The 14,409-nt window shown below is 39.7% G+C and carries 13 protein-coding genes; 5 read left to right on the top strand and 8 right to left on the bottom strand.

The window, feature by feature from the left end; all coding sequences use genetic code 11:
- Positions 1-619 (top strand): transposase (locus C9J38_RS03685; RefSeq protein ID WP_199195407.1); only part of this gene is annotated, 619 nt, incomplete at its 5' end.
- 248 nt (positions 620-867) lie between these two features.
- Here the strand turns inward: C9J38_RS03685 and C9J38_RS03680 are convergent.
- From C9J38_RS03680 to C9J38_RS03670, 3 genes are all read right to left on the bottom strand, one after another.
- Positions 868-2,112, bottom strand: a complete 1,245-nt coding sequence (locus C9J38_RS03680; RefSeq protein ID WP_233218465.1) for an Atg14 domain-containing protein — start codon at positions 2,110-2,112, stop codon at positions 868-870.
- A 334-nt stretch (positions 2,113-2,446) separates the two neighbouring features.
- Positions 2,447-2,902, bottom strand: coding sequence for a YaiI/YqxD family protein (locus C9J38_RS03675; protein WP_006645769.1), 456 nt, complete (start codon positions 2,900-2,902; stop codon positions 2,447-2,449).
- 126 nt (positions 2,903-3,028) lie between these two features.
- Positions 3,029-4,624 carry an ABC-F family ATPase gene (locus tag C9J38_RS03670; protein ID WP_105060337.1) on the bottom strand — a complete coding sequence of 532 codons (1,596 nt, stop codon included), beginning with the start codon at positions 4,622-4,624 and terminating at the stop codon, positions 3,029-3,031.
- A gap of 332 nt (positions 4,625-4,956) precedes the next feature.
- Between C9J38_RS03670 and C9J38_RS03665 the strand changes: the two genes are divergently transcribed.
- Positions 4,957-6,309, top strand: coding sequence for a phosphatidylserine decarboxylase family protein (locus C9J38_RS03665; RefSeq protein ID WP_107205914.1), 1,353 nt, complete (start codon positions 4,957-4,959; stop codon positions 6,307-6,309).
- Between the two features lie 125 nt (positions 6,310-6,434).
- Here C9J38_RS03665 and C9J38_RS03660 read toward each other — a convergent pair whose 3' ends face one another.
- The 3 genes from C9J38_RS03660 to C9J38_RS03650 all read right to left on the bottom strand — a co-directional run bounded on the left by C9J38_RS03660 (position 6,435) and on the right by C9J38_RS03650 (position 9,519).
- Positions 6,435-6,908, bottom strand: a complete 474-nt coding sequence (locus C9J38_RS03660) for a VF530 family DNA-binding protein (protein WP_005367537.1) — start codon at positions 6,906-6,908, stop codon at positions 6,435-6,437.
- A gap of 250 nt (positions 6,909-7,158) precedes the next feature.
- Positions 7,159-8,190: an L-threonine 3-dehydrogenase gene (tdh, locus tag C9J38_RS03655; protein ID WP_107205913.1), complete on the bottom strand. Its 1,032-nt coding sequence runs from the start codon at positions 8,188-8,190 to the stop codon at positions 7,159-7,161.
- A 135-nt stretch (positions 8,191-8,325) separates the two neighbouring features.
- Entirely contained in the window at positions 8,326-9,519 is a 1,194-nt protein-coding gene (locus C9J38_RS03650; RefSeq protein WP_107205912.1) for a glycine C-acetyltransferase, read from the bottom strand.
- Between the two features lie 265 nt (positions 9,520-9,784).
- Between C9J38_RS03650 and C9J38_RS03645 the strand changes: the two genes are divergently transcribed.
- Both C9J38_RS03645 and C9J38_RS03640 read left to right on the top strand, forming a co-directional pair.
- On the top strand, positions 9,785-10,696 hold the full coding sequence (locus C9J38_RS03645; RefSeq protein ID WP_107205911.1) for a LysR family transcriptional regulator: 912 nt from the start codon (positions 9,785-9,787) through the stop codon (positions 10,694-10,696).
- Positions 10,697-10,883: 187 nt separating this feature from the next.
- Positions 10,884-11,171: a hypothetical protein gene (locus C9J38_RS03640; protein ID WP_107205910.1), complete on the top strand. Its 288-nt coding sequence runs from the start codon at positions 10,884-10,886 to the stop codon at positions 11,169-11,171.
- A gap of 245 nt (positions 11,172-11,416) precedes the next feature.
- On the opposite strand, the gene C9J38_RS03635 is transcribed toward C9J38_RS03640, so the two are convergent.
- Positions 11,417-11,935: a hypothetical protein gene (locus C9J38_RS03635; protein ID WP_107205909.1), complete on the bottom strand. Its 519-nt coding sequence runs from the start codon at positions 11,933-11,935 to the stop codon at positions 11,417-11,419.
- Positions 11,936-12,016: 81 nt separating this feature from the next.
- Complete coding sequence (locus C9J38_RS03630) at positions 12,017-12,379, bottom strand: hypothetical protein (protein WP_146144054.1); 363 nt, start codon at positions 12,377-12,379, stop codon at positions 12,017-12,019.
- Between the two features lie 178 nt (positions 12,380-12,557).
- Here C9J38_RS03630 and C9J38_RS03625 point away from each other — a divergent pair, with 178 nt between their 5' ends.
- On the top strand, positions 12,558-14,318 hold the full coding sequence (locus C9J38_RS03625) for an ABC transporter transmembrane domain-containing protein (protein WP_107205907.1): 1,761 nt from the start codon (positions 12,558-12,560) through the stop codon (positions 14,316-14,318).
- Positions 14,319-14,409: the final 91 nt, after the last annotated feature.

The following is a 14,409-nucleotide window of genomic DNA, read 5'->3' as shown; positions in this document are numbered from 1 at the left end:
TAATCGGCGTCGAGATTTACATCCTCATATTCATATGGTGATCACTGGCGGTGGCTTTGATGACAAGAAACGACAATGGAAAAATTGTAAAAACCACTACCTCTTTAATGCATTTGCTCTCGCAAAAATATGGCGAGCAAGATTATTAACCTATATCACTACTGAGCTTTCACTTCCTTTGCCTAACCTCATCGCAAAGAAATGGGTGGTTGATTGTCGGCATGTAGGGCAAGGAAAGCCTGCATTATTGTATTTATCGACATACCTTTATCGAGGGGTAATTGCGGATAAAGACATTCTGTATATCAATAATGAACAGGTGACATTTCGTTATAAAGATAGCCAAACTCAAACGATGAAGACACGCACGTTACCCGTGTTGCAATTTCTTTGGTTGATATTGCAACATGTGTTACCAAAAGGGTTTCGACGAATACGTGATTATGGTCTGCTGCGGGGTCATGAAAAGAAGCTGCTTCAAGCAATCCAATTTATGTTCATGTTAGCCGGGCAACTAACGTTGCCCTCACCGAATAAAACGGTACGTATAAAAGCCCAACCCTTTTGCCCCTGCTGCCAACATGTCATGCAACTAACGGGAATATTTCGACCCAGATAACCGACGCTCAATAATAAGGATAATGGCTTTCACGCTGCAGAACTAAAGAGGGTTTTATTACAAATCAGAGTGTTAAAGTTATTGGTTCACACCAAGGATAACGTTCGACTTCTTTTTAGCATCACCCTTCATGATATTTCCAATATTTACTTATATAAGGTAGCTTAGGCTTGTCCAACACTTCGGATAGGTGCCGACTGCGCGACACATATCCTTATTTGTTAATTGCCTTTCTCCAGTACATAGTGCTATTTGGTATTCTTAGATTCACCAGCTTTCATTACTCCTATGATATCTTTAAGTTTATCGAGAGTCTGTGGCTGAAAATCGACTTGTTGAATTTCTTTAAATGCGCTTTGACTTTCCATGTTCCAGTTTTCAAAAATGGACTTCATATCTTCTTTACTTACATCGTTGCCATATATTTCCAAGTACAGCTTACCGAAGCTAATAGCATGTGTACGTTCGGTACGTTTGAGAGCTTCGTGCATATAAGCATTTGATTGGTTATATGCATGCTTAGCCCACGCACCAAATAAGCCAATGACAATTAACCCCTTGAGCATGAGGTAACCGAAGAACAACCAACTAACATCCGCTTTGTCGGTGTTGCTGAATTCATAAGCACCGTAGGCTAGTGCTAGTAATGACGCACCTACCGCGCAAGCTAATGCTACATTACCCTTGAAACTCCAGTCGTGAGCTTTTGTTTTGTACTCCGTTTCCTTGGCTTCTAGTGCGGATAACGCATTTGACACATATTCAGGTACTTTTGCATCAATTCTGTTCTGTATCTGCTTTTCGTGTTCTTCTTTTAGTTTGAGTAATTTGGCTGACAGGTCATTTTCACGTTTTTTAAGCGTGTCATGCTCTTTTTGAGCTCGAATTTGCTGATCATGTAAGTGCTTTTCTGATTGAGCAATCTGCTGCTGTATCAATGACAACTTATGTTCAGATTGTTGAATGCGCGCCTCTGCCTGTTCTTGTCTTAATTGGGCTTGCTGCTCCAACGAGCGGATGCGATCTATCGCTTCTTTTTCTAATGAGTTGTCAATTCGGTTTGCTGTAATATGGCTAAGTTCCTTATTTAGAAGAGTTTCTTCGTTAATTAAACGCTTCCACTCTTCGCGGACTTTTACCGGTAGTGTGTTTAACAACTTAGTTCGAAGACTCGACGAAGAACAAGACAGAACCCTAAATTTAGCTTCATTCGATAAGCTAGAAATAATTTTTCGAATGTTAGCTTCCGAAGCTAACAACAGGTATTTGTTTATTCTATTTTCAGGAATTCGCTCGAATATTGCGTTCAACGATTTTGGGGATTGCGAAGAGAACAAATCATTTAAATTGCGCTCACTCATATGTGATAGAAACCTGTTTAGCTCTTGCCCACTGCTTTTTACAAGCAGTGCATCAAGCTCATTCGTTTCCATAGAATGATAAAGATTTATCAATTTGTCTTTAGGCATATTACCTATTCTTACGTCTTCCAAACTATCTACCTATTATGAAATGTTCTGCTCTGGCAACTAACAGTATATTAATAAGCATTCTTACTTTTACGCTTTATTAATACTTTAGATAACCCACATTTTACTAAATAAAAGCACTAAGTTTCATAGTTTTAGTCGCAAAAAATCACATTCAATCGATATTTTTACTGTGATAAAAGTAAGAACTGTATTTCGTCCGTCGGATTAATAACTAAATGGTTTAATTACCAGCAAACAAAAGCATTTCGCCTAAATAGGAATGACTGAAGTATTAAAGAAGGAAATAAAGATAAGAAAAATGGAGAAAAACGGCGTTCATCTCCATATTTAGGAGTTATTGTGGTTTGTGATTTTTAGCTAAAAACGTATCTAGTTTGTTAGCGAAGTTTTGACGATCCGCTTGGCTTAATGGTGCTGGGCCGCCCGTTTGTACGCCACTGCTGCGCATAGTTTCCATGAAGTCACGCATTTGTAAACGCTGCTTAATGGTATCTTTAGTATACAGTTCACCACGAGGGTTTAATGCATGTGCGCCTTTGGTGATAAGTTCGTCTGCCAATGGGATATCAGCGGTAATCACCAAGTCCCCTGCTTCGGCTTGTTGCACAATATAATTATCCGCAACATCAAAGCCTTGCTCTACTTGAATCGAACGTAAAAACGGTGAAGGTGGCGTGCGAATGTATTGGTTAGCCACCAGCGTTACGTTCACTTTTGCGCGATCAGCAGCGCGAAATAGAATCTCTTTTACAACGTTTGGACATGCATCAGCATCTACCCAAATTTTCATAGATAATCCTTTCATTCTTTCTCTACGTGCCATAAAACACGTAAGCTTTATTTGTAAAAAAGCCGCCCTATCTAAAGGCGGCTTTCAATTAACTTTTTGGCTTAGCCTGTTTTATTAAGTAAAAACTTAACCAACAAGACCTTTCTTCGCGATGTACTCATCGTAAGTACCGTGGAAGTCTTCTACACCGTCTTTAGTGATCTCAAGAATACGTGTTGCAACCGATGTTACAAACTGGCGATCGTGAGATACGAACATTAATGTACCTTTGAAGTTCTCTAACGCAAGGTTAAGTGCTTCAATAGATTCCATGTCCATGTGGTTTGTTGGTTCATCCATTAGTAGGATGTTAGGACGTTGCATGATTAACTTACCAAACAACATACGACCTTGCTCACCACCAGAAATCACTTTAACTGATTTCTTAATGTCGTTTTGTGAGAACAGCATACGGCCTAGGATACCACGAACAGTTTGCTCGTCATCACCTGGCTTTTTCCACTGGCTCATCCACTCTAGCAATGTAATATCTTCTGCGAAATCAGCACTGTGATCCTGTGCGTAGAAACCAATGTTATTGTTTTCTGACCACTTAACCATACCCGCCATTGGCTCCATTTGGCCTGCTAGCGTGTTTAGGAATGTTGATTTACCGATACCGTTCTCACCGATAATCGCGATGCGCTCACCTACTTCTACCAGTAAGTTAACACCGTTGATTAGGATGTTTTCACCGTAACCTTGCTTCAAACCTTCTACTTCTAATGCGTTACGGAACAGTTCTTTTTCCTGATCGAAACGAATGAATGGTGTTTGACGGCTAGATGCTTTTACTTCTGTTAATTGGATTTTATCCAATTGCTTTTGACGAGACGTTGCTTGTTTCGCTTTAGATGCGTTAGCAGAGAAGCGGCTTACGAACGTTTGTAGTTCAGCCATTTGTGCTTTCTTCTTCGCATTATCTGCATGTAACTGCTCACGAGCTTGCTCTGCAGCCATCATGTATTCGTCGTAGTTACCAGGGAATAGACGAAGCTCACCGTAATCTAAGTCAGCCATGTGTGTACATACACTGTTTAAGAAGTGACGGTCGTGCGAGATGATGATCATAGTGCAGTTACGCGCTAGTAGGATCTGCTCAAGCCATGCAATGGTGTGAATGTCCAAGTTGTTCGTTGGTTCGTCAAGTAGCATGATGTCTGGGTTAGCAAACAGTACCTGTGCAAGAAGCACACGAACTTTAAGACCCGGAGCAACGGCACTCATTAGGCCGAAGTGCTGATCTTCTGGAATACCAAGACCAAGTAGTAATTCACCTGCACGCGCTTCTGCTGAGTAGCCGTCCATTTCTGCAAATTCTACTTCTAGATCCGCAACACGCATGCCGTCTTCTTCTGACATTTCAGCCATTGAATAGATGCGATCGCGCTCTTCTTTTATCGTCCATAGCTCTTTGTGACCCATGATCACAGTGTCTACTACGCTGTAGTTTTCGAATGCAAATTGATCCTGACCTAATTTAGCCATACGCTCATTAGGATCAAGTGAAACAGTACCTGCAGACTGCTCTAGCTCGCCACCCAAGATTTTCATGAATGTCGATTTACCACAACCATTCGCGCCGATTAGGCCGTAACGGTTGCCGCCACCAAATTTTACTGAGATGTTTTCAAACAATGGCTTATCGCCAAACTGCATTGTGATATTAGCTGTTGAAATCAATGTACTGTTCCAAAATTTATGAATATATCAAGCATTAAAAAAGCCGCCTACTACAAGCGACTTTTCTCTAAATTGATGCAGAGTATAACAGATTTAGTGACTTACATCACCTTTAAATTAACAACAAAATTGTAACTAGTAATATTGCTGATAACTGTCCTCTTTTTCTTATTTCATACTTACCTTATTTCAATTAAGTATGTATTTACATTGAGTTAATAAGATTCGAAAAAAGAATAATGAAATATGAAGTTATGTTTTTGTGTAATGATAATGTTTATTCAAAGCGTATAGTAATTTTCAAACATTAGGTTAATAAATAGGGAGTTATTATGAATATCCATTCTTTCGGTAACTGGCTACCAAAAAGCAAAGCACATGTTAATGCTTGGATCCAACACTTAAAAACACACACTGAGCAACATCCAGCAGAGCTTGTTCAACCTATCCAAGAATTTAAAGATTTGGTTGATAATGATGAAAGCCTAAAAGAACTCGCTGAACGTATGTTTAGCTATGCGGGTAATCAAAAAGAATTAACGCCGCTAGGTACACCAGAAGTCATGAGTTTTGATGAATTTATTGTGCTATTAAACGCGATTATGACGCAAGCGCCTGAATGTACTGAATATACCGACCCTAAAACCGGCGAACTCAATCCTTGTGGTTTAATTGGTTTTCCTATTAATGCGTTATTAGATTGGCCGATGGCTACACCTGCTGGCTACACTTTTTTCTCAAATGCATTAGTCAATCAGCAAATTAAGAAAATATTAACTTACTGGTCTTCTTTCCTTTCAAGCTCTGACTCCCGTTACGTATTAGTAAACGATGATCTTAATCGCACACCAAAAGTACTAGGTTGGTTAAATCCAACAGCTAAACGTGAAATGGTCGGAGTCGCTTGCCAAGCCACTTCTGATCCAGCACTTAAAGCATTACCGTTTGAGCACTTTTTCCAATGTGATCCTGATGATAAGTATTATGGCTTTAAATCATGGGATGACTTTTTCACTCGTGAGTTCGTAAAAGGTGTTCGTCCAATTGCTGAAGGTGATGACATTATTGCTAATGCATGTGAATCAGCACCGTTGCAAGTGGCTGAAAACGTGGCTGAAACATCCGAGTTTTGGCTAAAAGGTCAACCTTATTCACTACAGAATATGATGGATTTTGATCCACTCGCGAAACAATTCGTGGGCGGTACAATTTATCAAGCATTCTTAAGTGCATTAAGTTATCACCGTTGGAATAGCCCTGTTTCAGGAACAGTGAAAAAAGCCTTCATTGTTAACGGTTCATATTACTTAGGTAATAAATACCAAGGTTTTGATAATCCAGAAGGGGCTGATGACAGCGCGCCGAATAACTCTCAGCCTTTCTTAACCGCAGTTGCAACTCGCGCAGTGATCTTTATTGAATCAGACAATCCAAAGATTGGTTTAATGTGCTTTATTGCAGTAGGTATGGCAGAAGTGTCGTCTTGTGAAATTACCGTAAAAGAAGGTCAACACTTAAATAAAGGCGATGAATTGGGTATGTTCCACTTTGGTGGTTCTACACATTGTCTTGTATTTGGACCAGATGTGAAGTTAGCGTTTGACTTCCACAATACAACACCAGGTTTAGATGCAACCAATATTCCTGTTTGTTCACGTATTGCAACCGTATTATCCGATAAATAATACCAAGATTTAAATTAGCTGATCACTAAATACAACAACGCCTTATTACTATGTCACTTTGTAATAAGGCGTTTTTTTATTGCTTAAATATCAGCTTACTCGTAACTAATACTTACTAAACAAAATTATCGACGGTTACGACCACCGCCACGGCTATTACTGCGACCGCGAGAAGCACGTTCTTTGTAAGCTGAAGCCGCTTTTGCTTGCGATGCTAGAATTGATTCAACGGTTAGTTCCATTGGCTCTTTTGGTACAATGCCATCAGCAAAGGTACGCATACGTGGTGGAATTTCTAATTCAGCGGCTGTTGCTCGTGGCATACGCTTAAAACGTGATAGGTAGAAAGCTTCTAGTTTCTCTCTCGCCCACTCTGTTTTCTTCAAGTATTTCACACTACTCGCAATAGACGGTTTAGTATTGAAACAGTTAAAACGCATTGCCGTGTCTAAAATTTCCCAACCGTAGTGATCGACGAGTTCGGTTAGCATTTTTTCAAGGCTCAAGCCATGAAGCGGATTATTTTGTAAAAGTCGCTGCTCTAGCGTTAATTCTTTTTCTTTTTTTGCTGGTTGAGCAGGTTGCTGTTGTTCTTGCATTACCTTTCCTAACGGATATTTACAGATATCTTTGTAGTATAAAGGCTACGAGCAAGAAGTTATAAACAATTTAATTTGTAATGGAATGAAATTTTAAAAGCGAAGGAAAGTATGACGAATAGTGGCAGTCATAAACAGTCAAAATATGTCTGTGGTGTTCGATTTGAATAGCACCGTCAATTCAACCTATTAATGAGATATCGTTGACGGTGCCGTTTTTATTATGTCGATTAAAAAATAACGTTAAATGTTATTCCCAATCAAGAATAACCTTACCAGACTGACCAGAGCGCATAACATCAAAGCCCTGTTGGAAATCATCAATCTTGTAATGGTGAGTAATGATTGGTGATAGATCTAAACCTGATTGGATCAAGGTTGCCATCTTGTACCATGTTTCAAACATTTCACGGCCATAGATACCTTTGATGATCAAACCTTTGAAGATCACTTGGTTCCAATCGATTGCCATGTCTGATGGTGGAATACCTAGCAGGGCAATTTTACCGCCGTGGTTCATGCTTGATAGCATGCTGTTGAATGCCGCAGGGTTACCCGACATTTCCATGCCCACGTCAAAGCCTTCTTTCATGCCAAGCTCTGCCATCACATCCGTCAGGCTTTCTTTAGCTACGTTAACCGCACGGGTCACGCCCATTTTACGAGCAAGATCTAAACGGTATTCGTTCACATCCGTGATCACAACATAACGCGCACCCACATGTTTTGCTACAGCCGCAGCCATAATACCAATTGGGCCTGCACCTGTGATCAGCACATCTTCACCCACTAAGTCGAACGACAGTGCGGTGTGAACAGCATTACCAAACGGGTCGAAAATAGACGCAACATCATCTGAAATATCATCAGGAATTTTGAATGCGTTAAATGCCGGGATCACTAAGTATTCCGCAAATGCACCTTCACGGTTTACACCCACACCAATGGTGTTACGGCATAAGTGAGTACGGCCACCACGACAGTTTCGGCAGTGACCACACGTGATATGGCCTTCACCCGAAACGCGATCGCCAAGAGCAAAGCCACGCACTTCCTGCCCCATCCCAACCACTTCACCGACATACTCATGACCAACAACCATAGGTACAGGGATCGTTTTTTGTGACCACTCATCCCAGTTGTAGATATGAACGTCAGTACCACAAATTGCTGTTTTCTTGATGCGGATAAGCAGATCGTTATGACCGACCTCAGGCTTATCTACTTCAGTCATCCAGATGCCTTCTTCAGGCTTTAATTTAGAAAGAGCTTTGATTTTCATTATATTAATCGCTTATTTCTTTAGGATACAACATGCTTTTCAGCGTCCATCTACCACTGCATGTTATTGAACCTTTGCCTTACCATGCAGTAGTAGCAATATGTTTTCGTCACATTGAATAACGTAAAGCTTTAATTAGATAATGCCCATCTCTTTACCCACTTCGATAAAGGCATCAATCGCTTTATCCAGTTGTTCTGGTGTGTGTGCTGCTGACATTTGCGTACGAATACGTGCTTTGCCTTTTGGTACAACAGGGAATGAGAAACCAACCACGTAAATGCCTTTTTCTAGGGCGCGCTCGGCAAACTCTGCCGCAATTTTTGCATCACCTAACATGATAGGAATGATCGCGTGATCAGCCCCTGCCATCGTAAAGCCAGCTTCTGTCATGCGAGTACGGAAATGCGCCGAGTTTTCCCATAAACGATCGCGAAGTTCGCCGCTTTCCGCTAATAAATCAATAACGCGATTTGAAGCAGAAACAATTGCAGGTGCTACTGAGTTAGAGAACAGGTATGGACGTGAACGTTGACGTAACCAGTCAATCACTTCTTTCTTACCTGCGGTATAACCGCCTGATGCACCACCCATCGCTTTACCTAATGTGCCGGTAATAATGTCGATACGATCCATAACGTTATGGTATTCATGCGTACCACGACCATTTTCACCCATAAAGCCAACTGCGTGAGAGTCATCAACCATCACTAGTGCGCCGTATTTATCCGCTAAATCACAAATCGCAGGTAGGTTCGCTACAACACCGTCCATTGAGAACACGCCATCAGTTACGATTAATGTATTACGCGCACCTGCTTCTTTTGCTGCAATTAATTGTTGCTCTAATTCTGCCATATCATTGTTGGCATAACGGAAACGCATCGCTTTACATAAACGTACACCGTCAATGATTGACGCGTGATTTAATGCATCAGAAATAATCGCATCTTCTGCACCTAAAATCGTTTCAAATAAACCCGTATTTGCATCAAAGCATGAGGTATAAAGGATCGTATCTTCCATACCAAGGAAATCAGACAGCTTACGCTCTAACTCTTTGTGCGCATCTTGCGTACCACAAATAAAACGTACAGACGCCATACCAAAACCGTGCTCATCCATCCCCTCTTTAGCCGCTTTGATCAACTCAGGGTGGTTGGCTAAACCAAGGTAATTGTTGGCACAGAAATTTAAGACTTCTTGACCCGATTGGATATATACCGCTGCTTTTTGCGGTGATGTGATCACACGCTCAGATTTGTATAACCCTTCACTTTTTACATCTTCAATTTGTTTTTGGATTTGGGTATAGAATGCAGAAGTCATGATGTCCCTCACAGTATTATTATGGTTAATGTTGGTTAGCAAAAATTAGCTCACAACATTCTCGTCACATGATATAAACAACTATCATAGCAACTATATCTGAATAAAAATCGTAGCTAGACCTTGTTTTAAGCTATTTGTATTCCTAAATCACAATTAATCCAATACAGATAACTACAAGCTAATATTGCCATTCTAAATCATGCTAAAAACAACTATTATCCCCTGCGATGGAAAATGATTAATGAACTGTAGGCACAAATAAATGGATACACATAAGCTCATCGCACTAATGCCAGATTTAGCCACCTTCATCGTTATTGTAGATGAAGGCAGTTATACTGCCGCTTCACGCAAATTAGGTGTTACGCCATCCGCACTCAGTAAACAAATCGCACGGTTAGAAAAAGCCTTATCGGTAAAGCTGTTAGAACGTACAACACGCAAATTGATGATCAGTGAGTCGGGTAATCGTATTTATAAACAATGTACTCAGATGATTGATGCGGCTAAACAAGCCATTGAAATATCAAGCTCTGAGCATACTGTGCCCTCAGGGACTGTCACAATTGCAGCACCAAAAGCCTTTATGAACATTCTTCTTCAACCTTTAGTTAAACCTTTCTTAACACAATATCCGGAAGTAAATTTAAAACTAAAAGCCTGTGATGGTGATATTGATATTATCGCTGAAGGTATTGATGTGGTATTTCGTTTAACAGAAAGACCCTCTGAAGGCTTAGTACTAAAGAAAATTGGCAAAGTGAATCTGACGTTGTGTGCCAGCCCTAACTATATTGCCCAGCGTGGGATGCCAATACATCCGCGCGATTTGAAACATCACGATTGTTTATACCTTGGTGAAAATAACATCGATCACATATGGGATTTTGATAAGAACGGAGAACAAATAACCGTTGCTGTTTCTGGTCGATATGCCGTCAATCACTCTCAAATGCGATTGAAAGGCGTAATAGATGATTTGGGTATTGGGATATTTCCTGACTTTGTGATTAAACACGATCTTGTTGCTGGTAAGGTGATCCAAGTGTTACCAGATTGGACTATTCGAGGCAATTATCACGGTGATATTGCACTGCAATACGCGCAAAGTAAGTTTATGCCAGCAAGAATTCGTGCAGTCATTGACTATTTTACGGCTCATTTGACTCTTTAATGAAAATTGAAGTTGAGTAATTTGCTCAATCTCTCCTTTTTGGCGTTAGAGTAATTATTTTAATAACAATTCATCGATTATTTTTTCGTGATGGTTGATACTCTATCATCACTAAGTAATTATAAATAAAAGCATTTTTATACAATTAGACGTTAGAAAATGCACTAATACATCAAGGATAGAGCATATGAATGCTAAAATTATCGAAAACCACGATGAGTTGATGTACTGGATGAATTTAGTTGAAAAAGAGTATGGACACTCAATTTTGATTAATACTTCGATTCATTTTGTATCTGGTACATATGAAGATGGCACCACAGGCCATGCGATTGAAATCACTAATGATCAAGAAGAGCTGATTGCACGCTCTCCAGTTAGCCTTGAACTAATGAATTTTGCCAATAAGATGCAATCAGTCGTTTCGGATCAAGGCGTACAAAGTTTAAAAGGCAATACGACTAGATTACATTAATGAATAATTCACATTGTCTTTCTAATGAACAATAAAAAGCCACTAACCCAGTCAAGCCTATACGGATAATTGGATCTCAAGCAGGTGTCAAATAGAAAGCCATGCAGAAAAATGTATGGCTTTTTCGTTATTTAGTTACAATGCAGATACTACAAATACTTTAGCTTTTATATTAACTGGTATTAATCGGCAATAATTTGGGCTTTGATTAGAAGGAAGCAACACCGTTCTCGGCTAAAGTAAGTTTATAAAGTTGCTACATATGTAATACAGTAACTAACTTCTGAAGGCTCATTTTCATTGAGATATAATGGAACATACCTAATCTCGGATTCTTTGTTATTTGAGCCAGAATACTTTATTAGATCTGGATAACAAGCATCTGGTAAGTACTTGTCATAAACTGGAGCAATTCTCCATAAAGTATGGCTCCCTATTTCAATTACCTCGTATAAATGCCGGCCTTTCTTCTCTCTTCTCGCACTAACAACGCCTTTAAGTACTTGTGCATCTTCAAGTACTAATTTATCCCTGCCCCATTTAGAGTTAAACATCACATCATCAATCGCGAGTAAGCCAACCAAAGCTATAAAAGCAATAGCTGCTGTTAACGAAACTAAAACTTTTTCCTGCTTTTTCAGGTTTAATTTAATAGAGATTAAATAGCCGATTACCCCGAATATGAATAGACCGGGCAACATCCAAAGAAACTCAATTAGTAACTTACTAGTTCCAGATTCAGAATATAAATTAAATATTTCCATAACTATTTGTCTCTAAATCAATTTTTAAATGTCCGTTTATCGCTCAAAGAAGTCATACAGTACGACAATATATCAGCTATTTTATTTGTATTTATCAAAATAAATTATCTTCTCAACCTTTACAGGACCCTTAGCTAAGCCCAATTTCATTGCAGGCGTTGACTTGTGCTTGTCATCTACATTGCAATAGTTGTAGTAGACTCTAAATATCTCGCCAAGCTTAATGTAAATCTCTGGATTATAGGGTTGATAACCGTACCAAGTACCTTGGTTTGTGTTGGCTGTTCGAGTTGGTCTTGAAAATGGGTTAAGTGAAGTCCTAACCTGATTAAAGAATCTATCAATCGCATTTAGAGAAGCTTTCTTATAGAGGTTTGCCTGATGGTCTAAATCATACCTTTCGATGTTCGTGACCGCAGCGATACGCTTCTCAATTTCATTCATGCTAGGCATTGGGTTTCTAACCCAAGCTTCAAATCCAATTATCCGTATAGGCTTGCTAACCCAGTGGCTTTTTTGTTAGATGTAAAGCATGATTCAATGACTGATATGAAGTGATTACGATCTTTCAACTAGAAAAGTACGTATTAAGCTATTTATAACGAGGTTTCTTTCCCACACAATGAGTAAGAATAACAACAAAAAGCTCAGTATCCTTTTAAAGCTTAACACCTACATTACACCTTATAAGTGGCGTGTAGTTGCTGCTTTAGCTGCGCTTCTCACTACAGCAAGTCTTACACTTTCAATTGGTTACGGGGTTCGTATTTTGATTGATCAGGGTTTTGCCCAACAATCACTAACCGACCTTCGCCATGCCATTCAATTTATTATTGGCGTGACTATCTGTATCGCAGTTGGCACATATTTCCGTTTTTATCTCGTCTCTTCCGTTGGTGAGAGAGTGAGTGCAGATATCCGTCTTGCCGTATTTAACCATGTTATCTCACTACACCCTAGTTACTTTGAAACTAACAGTAGTGGCGACATTATGTCACGACTAACGACTGATACCACTTTATTGCAAAATATAATTGGCTCCTCATTTTCAATGGCCATGCGCAGTGCATTATTATGTTTCGGCGCCATAATCATGTTATTTGCGACCAACTTTAAACTGACATTTATCGTTCTTGCTTCTGTTCCTTTTATCTTGATACCTATTTTATTTTTCGGACGACGTGTACGCGCATTATCAAGAAAAAGCCAAGATACGATGGCAGATATTGGTAGCTATGCAGGAGAAGCCATTGAGCATATTAAAACAGTACAAAGTTTTAGTGCTGAGCAATATGAAAAGCAAGCTTTTGCGGAGGAAGTAGAAAAAGCCTATGAGGTGGGGCGACAACGAGTAAAACAACGCGCTATTTTAATAGCCGGTGTCATTGCCATCGTTTTTAGCGCAATTGCAGGCATGCTATATGTTGGTGGCAGTGATGTAATAAAGGGTGAAATGTCAGCTGGTGATTTAGGGGCTTTCGTTTTTTATGCCATCATGGCTGCATCATCAATGGCAAATATCTCAGAAGTGCTTGGTGAGTTACAAAGAGCAGCTGGCGCGACGGAAAGACTCATAGAAATCCTGCAAGTAAAAAGTGATATTTGTACGCCACATGATCACGAATCAATTGACTGTTCTCAGCCATCAGACATTCGTTTTAACAATGTGAGCTTTCACTACCCTTCTCGCTTAAATCATCCCGCTATCAATCAATTAAACTTAGTTGCTGAACAAGGAAAAATTTTAGCTCTTGTAGGACCGTCAGGTGCTGGTAAAACAACGCTTTTTGAATTACTTCAACGTTTTTACGATCCACAACAAGGCCAAGTTTTAGTTGGTAATAAAGATATTCGCCAATTTGCTCCAAATGAACTTCGTCAACACATGGCACTCGTTCCGCAGCAACCTGCATTATTCAGTAATGATGTATTCCATAACATTCGTTACGGCAACCCAGATGCAACAGATGAAGAAGTGATTGAAGCGGCAAAAAAAGCCCATGCCCATGCGTTTATTGAAAAACTACCTAATGGTTATCATAGCTTCTTAGGCGTGCGAGGCGTGCGTTTATCTGGTGGTCAAAAACAAAGAATTGCGATTGCACGGGCTATCCTTAAAAACCCTAAAATTCTTCTACTTGATGAAGCAACCAGTGCGCTAGACAGTGAGAGCGAACACCATGTACAGCAAGCGCTTGAAGAACTAATGAAAGATCGTACTACATTAATCATTGCTCACCGACTATCAACGATACAGCACGCAGATAAAATCGCTGTATTAGAGGGTGGCGAACTTATTGATGAAGGCGATCATGAATCATTACTTAAAAGCTGCGAACTATACCAGCGCTTAGTCCATCTTCAGTTCAAGCATTTAAAATAAGACTATCTCGATATTACTTATTCACTCGTAATATCACTTCAATAGCCGACACTCCGTCGGCTGTTTCTTAGATCAATTTCAAAACCTTTTG

The sequence above is a fragment of the Photobacterium sp. GB-210 genome (assembly GCF_003026075.1).
In the GTDB taxonomy this organism is placed as follows: Bacteria; Pseudomonadota; Gammaproteobacteria; order Enterobacterales; family Vibrionaceae; genus Photobacterium.
The sequence above is the reverse complement of the archived record's forward strand: the minus strand, read 5'-3'. Positions and strand labels throughout refer to the sequence as shown.